Annotated in this window: 14 protein-coding genes; 6 read left to right on the plus strand and 8 right to left on the minus strand. The window is 58.6% G+C overall.

Features of this window, described 5'->3' with window-relative positions:
• Positions 1-92: 92 nt before the first annotated feature.
• The 3 genes from PKC29_10440 to PKC29_10450 form a co-directional block, all read right to left on the minus strand.
• The gene (locus PKC29_10440; protein ID HML95835.1) at positions 93-860 is read right to left on the minus strand and encodes a hypothetical protein; all 768 of its coding nucleotides are present in this window, start codon (positions 858-860) and stop codon (positions 93-95) included.
• A gap of 279 nt (positions 861-1,139) precedes the next feature.
• The gene (locus PKC29_10445; protein ID HML95836.1) at positions 1,140-2,438 is read right to left on the minus strand and encodes a hypothetical protein; all 1,299 of its coding nucleotides are present in this window, start codon (positions 2,436-2,438) and stop codon (positions 1,140-1,142) included.
• A gap of 72 nt (positions 2,439-2,510) precedes the next feature.
• Entirely contained in the window at positions 2,511-2,987 is a 477-nt protein-coding gene (locus tag PKC29_10450; GenBank protein HML95837.1) for an SRPBCC family protein, read from the minus strand.
• A 160-nt stretch (positions 2,988-3,147) separates the two neighbouring features.
• Here PKC29_10450 and hisD point away from each other — a divergent pair, with 160 nt between their 5' ends.
• Positions 3,148-4,440, plus strand: coding sequence for a histidinol dehydrogenase (gene hisD, locus PKC29_10455; protein HML95838.1), 1,293 nt, complete (start codon positions 3,148-3,150; stop codon positions 4,438-4,440).
• A 41-nt stretch (positions 4,441-4,481) separates the two neighbouring features.
• Entirely contained in the window at positions 4,482-5,582 is a 1,101-nt protein-coding gene (gene hisC / locus PKC29_10460) for a histidinol-phosphate transaminase (GenBank protein ID HML95839.1), read from the plus strand.
• Here the strand turns inward: hisC and lnt are convergent.
• The 3 genes from lnt to PKC29_10475 all read right to left on the minus strand — a co-directional run bounded on the left by lnt (position 5,559) and on the right by PKC29_10475 (position 8,156).
• A complete protein-coding gene (lnt, locus tag PKC29_10465) occupies positions 5,559-7,121 on the minus strand; it encodes an apolipoprotein N-acyltransferase (protein HML95840.1) in 1,563 nt (520 codons plus the stop codon). The genes hisC and lnt overlap by 24 nt on opposite strands.
• 76 nt (positions 7,122-7,197) lie before the next feature.
• Positions 7,198-8,007, minus strand: a complete 810-nt coding sequence (gene lgt / locus PKC29_10470; protein HML95841.1) for a prolipoprotein diacylglyceryl transferase — start codon at positions 8,005-8,007, stop codon at positions 7,198-7,200.
• A complete protein-coding gene (locus tag PKC29_10475) occupies positions 8,007-8,156 on the minus strand; it encodes a hypothetical protein (protein ID HML95842.1) in 150 nt (49 codons plus the stop codon). The genes lgt and PKC29_10475 overlap by 1 nt, the downstream gene beginning before the upstream one ends.
• Before the next feature lie 168 nt (positions 8,157-8,324).
• On the opposite strand from PKC29_10475, the gene PKC29_10480 reads away from it, so the two are divergent.
• From PKC29_10480 to PKC29_10495, 4 genes are all read left to right on the plus strand, one after another.
• On the plus strand, positions 8,325-8,924 hold the full coding sequence (locus tag PKC29_10480; protein ID HML95843.1) for an HNH endonuclease: 600 nt from the start codon (positions 8,325-8,327) through the stop codon (positions 8,922-8,924).
• A gap of 117 nt (positions 8,925-9,041) precedes the next feature.
• Positions 9,042-10,301 (plus strand): hypothetical protein, encoded by a 1,260-nt coding sequence (locus tag PKC29_10485; GenBank protein ID HML95844.1) that lies wholly within the window; start codon positions 9,042-9,044, stop codon positions 10,299-10,301.
• Positions 10,302-10,338: 37 nt separating this feature from the next.
• Complete coding sequence (gene thpR / locus PKC29_10490) at positions 10,339-10,878, plus strand: RNA 2',3'-cyclic phosphodiesterase (GenBank protein HML95845.1); 540 nt, start codon at positions 10,339-10,341, stop codon at positions 10,876-10,878.
• Positions 10,879-11,025: 147 nt separating this feature from the next.
• Positions 11,026-11,961 (plus strand): NAD-dependent epimerase/dehydratase family protein, encoded by a 936-nt coding sequence (locus PKC29_10495; GenBank protein ID HML95846.1) that lies wholly within the window; start codon positions 11,026-11,028, stop codon positions 11,959-11,961.
• A gap of 24 nt (positions 11,962-11,985) precedes the next feature.
• Here PKC29_10495 and ada read toward each other — a convergent pair whose 3' ends face one another.
• Both ada and PKC29_10505 read right to left on the minus strand, forming a co-directional pair.
• Entirely contained in the window at positions 11,986-13,053 is a 1,068-nt protein-coding gene (gene ada / locus PKC29_10500) for a bifunctional DNA-binding transcriptional regulator/O6-methylguanine-DNA methyltransferase Ada (protein HML95847.1), read from the minus strand.
• 129 nt (positions 13,054-13,182) lie between these two features.
• Positions 13,183-13,917 (minus strand): 2OG-Fe(II) oxygenase, encoded by a 735-nt coding sequence (locus PKC29_10505; protein HML95848.1) that lies wholly within the window; start codon positions 13,915-13,917, stop codon positions 13,183-13,185.
• Positions 13,918-14,043: the final 126 nt, after the last annotated feature.

Here is a 14,043-nt window from a genome sequence, read left to right on the forward strand (position 1 = left end):
CGAATAACAATTATACACCCCTTATTCCTGACTTGTATAATTGTTATTCTAATCAGCAGAGCAATAGTGAAATGTCAGATTTTGACAGTTCGTTACTCGTTTGACCTGAGGACGTTGCTTGCGTTCGAGTCGTTATCGTTGCCGCCGCATGCCGCCCCGCAAATGACCGCCCCTGTAACCGCCGCCGCGCCTACCGAGGCCGGTATTATGAACGGCGCAATGGGGGCCTTGCAGCATCCGGACTTGCTGTCGAATGCGTTCTGCGGGTCCTTGTCGGACGGGGGATACGATAATGCGTCTCCCGGCTCGAGAGTCGTTTCGTTCAGGCTCGTCTTGAACACGGAATGCCCGTCGAACTGGATGGCGGACGAAGTGTTCTCTCTGTAATTCGTCCTGCCGTCCACGTATTGCGGGGACCCGGCCTGAAGCGCGGTTTCGCTCTGGGGTATGGTGTCCGCCTCCGGGGTGTCTACGAGATATCCGCCCTTGGGGTTAAAGCAGTAGCAAACCTCGCCCTCGTCGCCCGGGGTCAGTAATAGACCGGTATAGCCGTTGCCTATGGACTGTACTTTAAACACGGAATTGGGCTCGATAACGTATTTGCCGCCGTTGACTATGAGCGTAGCCTTGCCGTCGTCAAGCGTATCTATAATCATATCGGGATATATTGGATAGCTTTCGTCCTTGAGGTTGACCTCGCTCCCATCGACGAGAATGACCTTGACTTCATCCGATACTTTCATCGTGCCCAGGGAAACTTGGGCATCTACCGAGCTCTGTGCGTAAAGGCTGGACGGCTGGTAAATAACCATTGCCGCAATCAGAACCGCCATCGTCAGGTTAATTGTTCTGCTCATCATTCAATGCCCTCCCTCTCCTGCGTACTACTCAATTTATATTACATATTATAGGGATGCGCCTATTTAGAGTCAACGAGACTTAAGTAGGTCTTTTAATCGGAATAAAGTATTACATCCACCCCGGAAAGCAATACTTTAGTATTACACTATTTCACGCCTTATTGCCCGTTTCTCAAATTTACCATTTCTTTTATCCGATTGTTTCGAATATTACCACAGCCCGCGGCTTTTCGCACTACTATTCATGGGGCCGGACGCCGCCATCCTACGCGGGGACCTTCATTTGAGGTTTAGCTGCTTTTTTATCTTCGCAATTTCGAAATAGGGCTCGCCCCTTTCCCTGGCGCGCATATAATAACTTTCGAGCTCGCCAAGTATGTGCATAAGCCCGGTCTTGTCGTCTGAGGATGCCGCCTCGCGGGGGGTTTTCCCATCGAGGGAGGGGTGGGGCTGGTCCAGCCATTCGGTGTAGAAGTCCTCGAGCGTTTTGTCGAGCTCTTTGTTGCTTTTTACTCCGGGCGGGAGTTTCTTGGACTTCCTTGCACCTTTTTTCCCGCTTTTAGCTTCCTTGTTATTTATAAAATTGCCGAGGTCTTTTAACGTATCTTCTTTATGGGAAACAAGCGTTCCGAGATCCTTCTCGATCCTGTCTTTTACCCTAACGAGCATGTCTTTCGAATAGCACTGTACCCTGAGGATGCCGTTTTCTATTTCGAGCGTACCCGAAGCTGCATGATCGCCGGCATCCTCGAAAGCGAAGCTCTTTATCTCGTCGACGGGTGCGCTCAGCTCTTCGAAGGATTTATCGTCTCTTAATTTCTCGAGGACCGCCTCTTCGGAGCCGAGGGAATAGAGCGCCGAAGCCAATACCAGCTCCTCGCCCTCGGGGGAGACGAACCGGGGGTTCTTCACGAAGTCTTCTATATGGTGGCCGATCTGAAAACCTGCGTCTTTGAGGTATTCCCTCTTCGTGCTCTTCTTGCCGTGCTCGCGCTTGTAGTCCCTGAAGCCCGAGTTGAAGAATTCGAGGATTATTCTCTGGAAAGTGGCCGGATAGACGGATATGACGCCGGAAAAGTAGGTGTTATCACCCGTTCCGAGCGGCCGGGCGCCGATTATGTCGGAGGCCTTTAGCTTTTTCGAGGAAGAGGTGTCCCTGACGGTATACGTCTTGTTGTCGAAAAGGTCTCTTATAGCGCAGCTTTCGCCCGGGGTGACGCCCACGACTTCGAAAAAGCTGTAGACGTTATCGCGCCACTCGCCCACCATCTTGTCTTCGAGCTCGCTAAGCCCTTCGCGCTCTTCCCTGTAAAACCGCTCGATTACCCTTTCCCCGGTGTCGAGGAGCCTGAAGTCGAAGAGAAACCAGTCGAAGAACTTCTCGAATGTAAGATCGTCGACTTCGTCCTCCGATATGTCGTCGGCCAGAAACTCCGGGTCGTCCTTCCATATATAAAAGGCTTCTCCGAGCTGGGACTGTATCTCCGGGCGCTCGGTATATTCGACTAGCCTGGTGCGGAGCTCCTGCTCGGCCTGATCCACTTTGTAACGGCCCATGTCAACGACTGAATCACTCATACGTGAAAGTATATTTTCAGGGATGGGCCTGTCAATCGAAACCGGCCGGCCGGGCCGGCGTCCGCGGCGGGATCAGCCGGTATTACGCGGGGGTGCGCCGAATTTTCTTTCGACGTAGTCCTGTCTGAAGTCGAATATGCGGCCCAGCCGCTTTTTTGTGTCGAAGGAGTGAACGATCCTGCCCAGGGGGCCGAGCGGGAGGGCGTAGCTTACAACGTCCTTTACTTCGGTGGCCCCGTTTTTTTCCTTAAATATATGCTCGTGCCGCCAGAGGCTGTATGGCCCCCGGCGCTGCTCGTCGACGAAACGGCCCGGCTCCTCGACTTCGGTAATTTCCGTCACCCACGTGAGCGGTATACCGAGGAGGGGCGAAACGCTGTATTTAATCATCATCCCTTCGTATATTTCCCGGCCGGCTCCCGAGATTATCCTGAATCCGAGCCACGGGGGAGTTATGAGTGCGAGGTTTTCGGGGTTAGAGAAAAAGCCCCACACCTCGCCGAGCGGGGCCGCGACCTCCTGGGTTCTTTCGAGCCTGTATATCTTCATGTGTCTGCTCTCGGTGGGCCGTTCGAGGCGGCTCGTTCCGCAGGCCGCATGGATTTAGTGTACAGCATGAGCGGCCGATGCGGCGCGTTCCGGGAAACAGCAAGCCGGGCGGCCCGGCGACTTCCGGTCGCCTGCTAACCTGTGTATAATCCTTCCCATCGTGAAGATAATCGAAATTAAAAGCGGAAACATAGACGAGCAGTTAAAAGGGCTCAGGAGGGGCGAATCCCTTACCGACCCCGCACTCGAATCCTCCGTCAGGGAGATAGTCGAGGACGTCAGGAAAAACGGGGACAAGGCCCTTTTTAAATACACATCGAAATTCGACGGGGTGAAGCTCACTCCGGGGACCGTGAAGGTTTCACGAGATGAATTCGAAGAGGCGAAGTCGCGCGTTCCGGGGAGGCTCCGGGCCGACCTCGTAAAGGCCGCACGGCGCGTGAGGGATTTTCACAAGCGGAAGCTCCCGAAGGGGATGACGTTTAAGGACGGGCTCGGAAACGAGCTCGGCTGGCTCATTCGTCCGATTGAAAAGGCCGGGCTCTACGTGCCGGGCGGGAAGGCCGCGTATCCTTCGACGGTTCTCATGACGGCGATCCCGGCCAAGGTAGCCGGCGTAAAGGAGCTCGCCCTCGTTACGCCGTGCCCGGGCGGGGAGATAAATCCCGCCGTCCTGGTCGCCGCCGAGGTGGCCGGAGTCGATTCTGTGTATAAGGTGGGCGGGGCGCAGGCGGTGGCGGCGCTCGCTTACGGGACGGAGTCCGTTCCTAAAGTCGACAAGATAGTCGGCCCGGGAAATATATACGTCACTATAGCCAAGAAGCTCGTCTTCGGCGTCGTGAACATAGACATGATAGCCGGGCCGAGCGAGGTGCTCATAATTGCCGACGGTAGCTCGCCCGCGGCGTGGGTGGCGGCGGACCTCCTGGCGCAGGCCGAGCACGACGAGATGGCCGTGCCGCTCGTCGTAACCCAGTCGGCGAGGTTCGCCCGCGAGGTGGCGGCCGAGGTCGGGGCGCAGCTCGAAAAACTCGCCCGGAGGGACATAGCCGGGGAGGCCGTTAAAAATCAGGGCGCGGTATTCGTCGTGAAAAATATGGACAGGGCCGTCGAAGTAGCGAACGCCCTTGCGCCCGAGCACCTGGAGCTCTGTGTAAAGGAGCCTAAGAAGATACTCAAGAATATAAAACACGCCGGGGCGATATTCGTGGGATCGATGTCTACAGAGGCCTTCGGCGATTACGTCGCCGGCCCGAGCCACGTCTTGCCGACGGGCGGGGCGGCGAGGTTCTCGTCGCCGCTCAGCGTTTACGATTTCCTACGCATGCCGAGCGTGATATCGATCTCGGAGAAGGGGTTCAAGGCGCTTTCGGGCTCCGTTATGAACCTCGCCTACAGCGAGGATCTCGAGGCCCACGCGCTTTCGGTCGGCGTGAGGGTGAAGGGCAGGTAGAATTTCCGCCGGTGTATACAGCGGCCCCCTGAGACAAATCCATGAAATCCCGGGATAAGGACAGAAGGAAGACGGTCGAGGGCATTCTGGAATCGAGGCTGAACGAGCGCGTGAGGGGGCTTTCCGCCTATTCCGTGCCGCACCGCGACTGCTCCGTCAGGCTCGACGGGAACGAAAGCCCGTTCGCCCTCCCGCCGGACGTCGCCGAGCGGGTCGCCTCGGAAACGGGCCGCCTCGATCTCAACAGGTACCCCGACCCCGAAGCGCACGATCTGAGGGCGCTCCTGTCCGGGATAAGCGGCTTCCCGAGCGGGGGGATAATCCTCGGGAACGGCTCGGACGAGATCATAGGGATGCTCGTGACCGCATTTACAGGCGGCACGGGGAAGGTCGTCTGCCCGGCCCCGACGTTTTCGATGTACAGGCTGAGCGGGCTTGCGCTAGGGGCGACGATACTGGAGCCAGGGCTCGACGAGAGATTCGACCTCGACATGGCGGGCATGCGGGCGCTCATAGAGGAGAAGGACCCGGACATAATCTTCCTCGCCTCGCCTAACAATCCCACGGGGAACGCATATTCCGAAGACAGGATTCTCGAAATAATAGAGCTTTCGGGCGGGCTCGTCGTAGTCGACGAGGCGTACGGGGATTTCTCGGGGCGGAGCTTTCTGCCGCTGGTTCCGGAGCACGGGAACCTCGCCGTGATGAGGACGCTCTCGAAGATAGGGTTCGCCGGGCTAAGGCTCGGGATGCTCTACGCCGGCGAGGGGGTAGTGCGCGAGGTAAATAAAGTCAGGTATCCCTACAACATAAATTCCTTTAGCCAGTGCGCGGCGCGCGTGGTGCTCGAAAACGGGGAGTTTATAGCGGAGAACGTTCAGCTCGTCGTGAGAGAGAGGGGAAGGGTATTCGGCGCTCTCTCTGAAATTCCAGGAGTCGAAGCCTTTCCGAGCGACGCGAATTTCATTCTCTTCAGGGTGCCGGACGCGGACGCTGTTTTCGAGGGGCTCATCGAGAGGGACGTTTTAATAAGGAGCTTCAACAGGCCCGGGCGGCTCGAAAACTGCCTCCGGGTTACTATAGGCACTCCGGGCGAGAACGACGCCTTCCTTGCCGCACTACGCGGCGCGCTTTCCCTTTAAGAGATATATCCCGCCGAAGACGGCCCAGAATACGAGGCACGCAGCGGGGAATACGTCGCCGATCCTCGTGTAGAATGTGTTCTCACCGTTCATGAGGCCGACCTCGCCTTCGAGGTTCATCCTCTCGAACGTGGGCGTTTCGGCGACCACCCTGCCGACGGGGTCTATTATCGCGCTTATGCCGGTGTTCGTCGAACGGAGGAGATATTTCCTCGTTTCGATGGACCTCGGTATCGAGACGAAGAGGTGCTGGTATGGGGCTATGGTTCTTCCGAACCATGCGTCGTTCGTGATGTTGATTATGAGGTTCGCGCCTTTCTCGGCGAACTTCCGGCTGAAGGGCGGGAGTATGTCTTCGTAGCATATGATCGGCCCGATACGGGCTCCCTTTTCCGGTATCTCGAAGAGGTCGTATTCGTCCCCGGGCGTGAAGTCGCCCGACGCGGGGCTTATCTTCTTTATCGCCGGGAAGTATTTCGAGAACGGGAGGTATTCGCCGAAGAGGAGGAGCTTGTTTTTATGATAGCGGGAGAGTATTTTCCCCTCCGAGTCGGTCAGGAACGCCGTGTTGTACTGTATGACGTTCTCGCTCGTGATGACCTCGATGTCTTCTTCCTTGGGTGTGAACGACATGCCGCCGACGATGAAGTACTTACCTTCCATGTGGGGAACGCCTACGGTGTCTCTTAGCGCGAGATAATTGGTATCCGTAGGGAACCACGCCTGTATCGCCGTTTCGGGCCAGATTATGAGATCGACGTCCGTAAGGCCGAGCGACATTTCCTTATGCTTCTCGGTGACGATGTCTTCCTGGCTCTCGGACTTTTCGAGGAAGTCGAAGTTGGCCTGTACCATGCCTATCTTGAGCTTGGGGGCCCGGGTTATCTCGGCGTCCACCTGGCCTATTCTCACGTAGCCGTATGCGAGAGAGGCGGAGACGAGGACGGCGGAGAGTGCGATCTCCCTTACCGGGAACGGCGCTCTGCCGCCCTGCCGCAGGATCGCTCTCGTGATCGCGACGTTAACGAGGACGATGACGAAGCTGAGCCCGTAGACGCCGAATATGTCGAATATCTGGATGACGGGGAGGTAGTCGGCCTGGGAGTTACCTATGCCGTACGGGAACAGGAACGGGAAGAAGTATTCGACGGACGTCCAGACGGCCGCTATGAGAAGGGCCGATAGGAGGCCCGGGCGACGCGTGAAGCCGAGACGCGTTACGATGCAGGAGAATAGTGCGTAGGAGAGCCCCGAGAAGGCGCTCAGTATGACGATGAAAATGACGCTGACCGGAATCGGGAATCCGCCGAACCTGCTGAGGGTGCCTATGAGCCAGTAGGTCCCTATGAGGTTCGAGAGCGTCCCGGCGAGGAGCCCGAGCTTAAAGGCGTTTTTAGGCGTCTTGTCCGATATGGCGTAAAAAAGCGGGACGAGGAGAATCCACGACAGGATGCCGGAGTAGGGGATCATGAACGTCAGGGGATAGAGGACGCCGGTAAGCGCGGCGAGGACGAGGTCGAGCCTGCGTATGCCTTTCATGGTGCATAAAAGATACCCAAGACGGGTGTTATGGAAAGGACCGGCTTGAAACGCTCGTAAGGCGGACGAAACGCCGTCAGGCGCGGGCGCGTTTCTTCCTGCCGGGCTTCCCGGGGCTTTCGGGGGCGGGGGCGTTTTCTTCGGCGCCGCGGAGGGAATAGAGCTTTACGGCGCCGATTATGATTATGGCTACCGCCATCACCTGGGCCAGCGAGAGGCCGTGTATGGGGCTCGGGGTCGTGCTCCTCAGAAATTCGATAAGGAACCTCTCGAGCCCGGCGAGTATTAGATAGATCGAGAAGAGCCATCCCGCCGGTTTCGGCCTCTTTCTTAATTTCCATATGATAGCGAAGACGATGAGTATGAGCCCGATCTCGTAGAGCTGCGTCGGGTGGACGGGAACGTCCGTCGGGGGGAGGCCCTTCGGGAACGCCATGGCCCAGGGGAGGTCCGACGGGACGCCGTAGTCGTCGCCGACGAGAAAGCAGCCCACGCGCCCTATTGCGTAGGCCAGCGCAAGGGACGGCGATGCCATGTCGCCTACCGTCCACATGCTGATCTTGTTGCGGCGGGCTATTATCCAGGTGAGTATTATCGCCCCGATAAATCCGCCGTAGAACGTGAGGCCGCCCCTCGAAAGAAGGCTCGCACCCGGGTTGGCGAGAATCTCGGAGAGGGGGATGTTCTCGAAAACGTAAAGCAGCTTCGCGCCGACTATGCCGCCGAACATGGCGGCGAGGAACATGTTGCCGACGACCTTCTGATCGAGGTTCTTCCGCCTGGCTTCGACCGTTATGAGCCAGTAGCCCGCGAGAAAGCAGAGGGCCATCATGGCGCCGAAGCTCGAGATGCTGAAATTCCCTATGCTTATCAGCTCGGGATACATTAACTACCCTTTTGGCCGAGCCGTTTTGCGGCCTCGGATTCGATCTCTTTTTTGAGCTCGCCGTTCCTGGCGACGAAGACGTACGTCACGAGGAAGAGCGCGGCGCACATGGCGAGCTGAATGTAGAATACGACGTCGAGCAGGTTCATGTGTCTCTCCGGTTAATAATTTGAACGGAGGGGGCGATAAGTCAAGTAAAAACATTTCGGGTGGGTCCGAGGCGGACTCGAATCGTGCAAAAATCCCGTGTTTTAACGGAAATTTAACACTTCTTTACTTGAAGTAGCCTTTAAAAAAGGGTAAATTGAACATACTAAATGCTAACCGCTCCCGTGTTAGTTCTGAATCGTTACTTCGTTCCAGTTACCATAACGAGCGTCAAAAGAGCTTTCGTAATGATGTATAGCGGCGTCGCGAAAGCCGTCGGCTCGGACTACGAGACGTTCGATTTCGAGTCGTGGTCGCAGGTATCCGCCATGAAAAACGGCGAGGATGCCGTAAGGACCGTTAGCGCGGTATTCAGGACGCCGAGGGTGATACTGCTGGTCCGTTACGAGGGGCTCATAAGGAAGGAAGCCAAGTTCAACAGGCTCAACATCTTCAGGCGGGACAGCGGCATGTGCCAGTACTGCCGGAAGAAGTTCTCGCGCGCGGAGCTTACGATAGATCACGTCATACCGCGCTCGCAGGGCGGGAAGAGCGTGTGGGACAACGTCGTTTGCTGCTGTGTCGATTGTAACAGGAAGAAGGGCGGAAGGACCCCGGAGCAAGCGAGGATGAAGCTCAGGACGAAGCCCCGTAAGCCCGTGTGGGACCCGTTTTCGAACGTCTATCTAAAGGCCGTCAGGTATAAGGAATGGGAGCCGTTCCTCAATTTCGTAGACGTTTCTTACTGGAACGTAGAGCTCGAAGAGTAATGCGCCCGGGATTTCGACCATACCCGCAATAGCTGTGGCTTTTCACTCATCCATAGGCTAAATTTATTCTCAAGATTCTATTCGGACTGTACCGACCCAAAAGACTGGAGGACCGATATGGTGTTAAGGACGCTCATGCTTATATTGGCCGTTTTCGTATCCGCGGCCGGGAGCGCATTCGCGCAGATAAAACTTCCCGACGTTACGGGGCCGACGATTCAGCGTATTCCTATATTTATCCCCGACCTCTCGAGCGTGGGCTCGCCCGACGCCAAGGGCCAGGAATTCGTCGAGGTCCTGCGGAACGACCTTTTGAACGCGGCCCTCTTCGAGGTAACATCGGGAAGCGCCGTATCGGGCGACCCGTCGAGCATAAACTTCCAGTCGATATACGACGCGGGGGCCGATTACATGGTTGCGGGTCAGTACCAGTCTGTAGGCGGGAAGATCAAGTTCGCCGTACAGCTCTTCAACGTCCGCGAGCAGAGGCCGATTCTCGGAAGGTCGTACGAGGCCACTTCGGGCAAGGTGCGCGAGGCGGCCCACAGGTTCGCCGACCAGGTCATGAAACAGATAACCGGCAACGACGGGTTCTTTACATCCAGGATCGCGTTCGTGATGGGCGGCACGCGCGACAGGAATCTGTTCCTGATGGATTACGACGGGGCCAACATAAAACAGCTTACGAGGCACAGCTCACTCGTGATGTCGCCTCATTGCTCGCCCGACGGATCGAAGATCGTATTCAACTCGGACAAGGTATGGGACCAGGACCTTTACATGATAACGCTCGGCTCGTCCATATCCGAGACGAGGCTGACCAAGGCCTTTAAGCTGGAGCAGAGCGCGGAGTGGTCCCCGAGCGGGCAGCAGCTCGCCTTCAGCGCCAACGGCGACATATACGTTTCGGGCCCGAGCGGGAAGGGCGCCGTGAACATAACGAGGAGTAACGCCATCGACGTTTCGCCGACGTGGTCGCCGGACGGGAGCAGGATAGCCTTCGTTTCGGACAGGGGAGGGAACCCCGGGATTTACGTCATGAACTCGAACGGGAGCGGCGTGAGAAGGATAAGCGGCGGCGGATACTCCACCGACCCTTCGTGGTCGACGAACCCGCGCGTGAATAAAATCGCGTTCGTGAAGCTGGAGGGGGGCGGCGCCAACATCTACACCGTGAACCCGGACGGCTCGGACGAAAAGAGGCTCACGGCCGGAGGCAGGAACGAAAACCCGGCCTGGTCGCCCGACGGCCATTATATCGCGTTCAGCTCTACGAGGAGCGCCGCAAAGGACATGTACATCATGTACATGAACGGGGAGAACCAGAGGCGGCTCAGCCAGGGCGGCGGGAAGTCGTTCCCGACCTGGTGCAAGTAGGCCGGCGCGGGACGGCCTTGCCACCGGTGAGAATCGATTGAGACTCTTCATTGCAGCGCTTCTCCCGGACGAAGTGAAGTCAGCGTTCGCAGGTTACATAGCTTCGCTCCGGAAAGTCACCGAAGGCGTGAAGTGGGAAAAGGAAGAGAAGCTCCACATAACGCTTAAGTTCCTCGGCGAAACGGACGAGGCCACTGCCGGGGCGGTGTCCTTCGTTACCGGCGCGGCAGCCGGGAATTACGCCCCCTTCGAGATGAGCACCGGGAACCTCGGCGGATTCCCCGACCTTGAAAGGCCGCATATTCTTTATGCCGGCCTCTCCCAGAACCCCGGTCTTTCGGCGCTGCAAGGCGAAATCGACGAGGGACTCGAGCCCCACGGATTCGGGAGGGAGAAGAGAACGTTCGTCCCACACGTCACCATCGGGAGGGTGAACGGCAGGATGAGGACGATCGGCCCGCTCCCTATACCGGAGAAGATCCGCTTTACTGTCAGGGAAATTTCCGTAGTCGGAAGCGTCCTCGGAAAGACGGGCTCCGTTTACACGCCGGTTCGTACCTTCATTCTCGGCGGATAAGCCGCGGGTTCTTTCCGTTCCTCGCCGCCGCGAGCGTCCTTCAGACACACCGATCGAAATTCCCCATGCGTTCCGGCGGGGAATCCTGTACGCTTTAATCAGATCGAGCTCGGTCACTTAAGGGGGATGGATTTACCGGAGGAGTATATGAAGATATACGTAACGGGAGCGACGGGAGTGCTCGGAAAGAGGATAGTCAGGGAGCTCTCCGGACTCGGGCACACCGTCGCCGGCATGGCGAGGAGCGCGAAGGGCGAAGAGACGGTCGGGTCCATGGGCGGAGTGCCTTCACGCGCCGACCTCTTCGACAAGGACGCCCTTTTGAAGGACATCGAGGGCTCGGACGTCGTCATACACGCGGCGACGTCAATACCGGTAAAGAAGAGGCTCAAGCCCGAGGATTTCAGGCTGAACGACCGCATACGCCGCGAGGGGACACGTATCGTCGCCGAATGCGCCATCCAAGCGGGCGCACGCAGGCTCGTATTCCAGGACGTCGTATGGGTCGCCCGTCCCGAGGACGGTTCGTTTTACGACGAGAGCTCGCCGGTCGTCCCGTCGCCTACGCTCCAGTCGGGCATAGACGGCGAGGGAATCGTGCTCGGGGCGGGTGAAAAGAGCGGCATGGTCGCGACCGTCCTCAGGTGCGGGTTTTTCTACGGCTCGGACACTGCGCACACGAGGCAAATGGGCGCGGGGCTCAAAAAGAGGGCGTTCCCGATAATCGGGGACGGCGAGGCGCTGTGGTCGCTCATTCACATCGACGATGCGGCGTCGGCCTTCGTGACGGCCGCACTCGAAGACCTCCCCGGGATATGGCACGTCGTCGACGACAGGCCGGTCAAGACGGGCGATTTTCTCAATTACTTCGCGGGGCGAATAGGAGCGCCTCAGCCCTACAGGTTCCCGGTGTGGCTCGCTCGTTTTCTTGCGGGAAGCTATTCCGTCGGGTTCTTCACGGCGTCGAACAATACTTCCGCCGCTAAGCTCAAGCGCGCGTCGGGCTGGTCGCCGAAATATCCCACGTACAGGGAAGGGATACAGCAGGTCGTCAGGGACTGGAAGGCCGAGGGCTTCCTCTAAGCCGGCGCGAATCGCCCGCGGCGTTTATCCGGATTCGCGACCGAGTAACGTGCGCTTGCGCCCGATCCCCCACCTGTACCCGCTGAGGGAGCCGTCCGTTCTCACGACGCGGTGGCACGGTATGGCGACGGCGAGCATGTTCGACGCGCATGCCGCACCGACGGCGCGGGCCGACCCGGGAGCGCCGATTTTTTCCGCGATTTCGCTGTAGGTCGCCGTCTCGCCGGCCGGAATCTCCATGAGCGCCCGCCAGACCCTTTCCTGAAATGCCGTCCCGCGTATGTCGAGCGGAAGCCAGAGGCCCCGGGAGGGATTTTCGACGAACCCGACTACGGTTGCGACGAGCCTCTCGAAACCCTCATCGCCGCCCGAGAGCTCCGCCTTCGGGAAGCTCCGTTCGAGCTCGCGCACGAGCTCTTCGGGGTCGTCCCCGAGCATTATGGCGGCTACGCCCCTTTCGGAAGCGGCGACCAGGACCGCCCCAAGAGAGCACTGACCGACGGCGAAGCTGAGGCTCGCGCCGCTCCCGCCGGAGCGGAATTCGCCCGGCTTCATACCGAGCATCTTCCCCGAGGATTCGTAGAACCGGGAGCTCGAGCCGAACCCCGAGCGGTATATGGCGTCGGTGACGCTGGCCGAGGCGGGGAGCTTCTCCCTGACGCTTTTTCTCCTGACGGCGTTCGAGTACGCCTTGGGCGTGACGCCGGTGATTGCCTTGAACAGCCTGTGGAAGTGGAAGCGGCTCATGCCCGCCGCGCGGGCGAGATCGGCCAGGCCGGCGGAGCCGCCGGATTCCTCTATCGTCCGGCATGCCCTTACGACCGCTTCGGCGCTGCCCGCGTCTCCGTCCTCGTCGGGGCGGCATCTCCTGCACGGCCTGAAACCCTTGCGTTCGGCCTCTTCGCGGGCGGTGAAAAAGAGGACGTTTTCGCGCCGGGCCTTGCGGGCCGGGCAGGACGGCCTGCAGTATACGCCCGTCGTCAGCACGGCGTAGTAAAACGCGCCGTCGCTGCCGCGGTCCCTTTCAAGGACCGCCGCCCACCTTTCGTCGTCGCCGCGCGGGATAATCCCGCCGCTTTCTTTTGTCGTCATATATGCCATTAGTTTAACCTCCGGCTCGTGGTTTTATAAGGAGTGTAGCGCGGCGCGACCGGGGGAACACTCCGTTTCTTGCCGCCGAATTAAAAATGCCGGATTGGCTGTATCGCGGTTCGGAGCGGGTTACTCCGCGTCGTGGAATATGACGCCCATGGTGAACCGCTCTCCTGAGCGGATGCGGCTGACGCCGTGACGCATGTTGACGCGGTGAAAGCCGCGCGCGCCGCGTACAGGCCTCTCGCGCACGGGGAAGATGACCCCTTCACCCTGCCTGAGCGGGACGACCTCGACGCTCGACTGCATGCGGGGCCGCTGACCCGTGAGGACGAACTCGCCGCCCTCGAAATCGCGCCCGGGCTCCGACAGGAGGAACGCCACCTGGAGCGGGAAGACGTGCTCGCCGTAGACATCCTGGTGGAGGCAGTTGTAGTCGCCCGGCCTATACCTCAGGATGAGCGGGGTCGGTTTCGTCTGCCCGGCGGCGCGGCAGCGGGCCTTGAAGGATTCGTGATCGCCGGGGTAGCCGACGTCTATGGACATGGCTTCGTTCCAGCGGTTGGCTATCCCGGAGAGGAAGGGGTAGAGACTCCCCCTGAGCCCTTCGACTACAGGCGGGAGCGGGTAGGAGAAATACTTGTATTCTCCGCTGCCGTAGCCCTTGTTTTCCATGACGACGGTCTTGCGGTACCGCTCATCATCGCCGTAGGCGGCCGTCAGCGAGCCGCACTCCTCCGGGGTCAGTATGGGACCGATAACGGCGTAGCCGTATGTGTCGAGCCCGCATGCTATGCCGTTCCAATCGAGCGACGCGATCTGTTTCTGGAGTGCTGCTTTACTCGATTTGCCGTTCGCCGTCATTTCATGTCTCCTCGTCCGGGATTGGTTTCGTACGTTCTAAGAATATACCGTTTGGGGAGTTCCGCCGCATCCCGGTTCTTGCCGCCGAATCCGAATTCGTGTCCGCGCTTGAAATAGCCGCCTGAA

This window comes from Thermodesulfobacteriota bacterium (assembly GCA_035325995.1).
Taxonomy (GTDB): domain Bacteria; phylum Desulfobacterota_D; class UBA1144; order Nemesobacterales; family UBA2774; genus JADLGH01.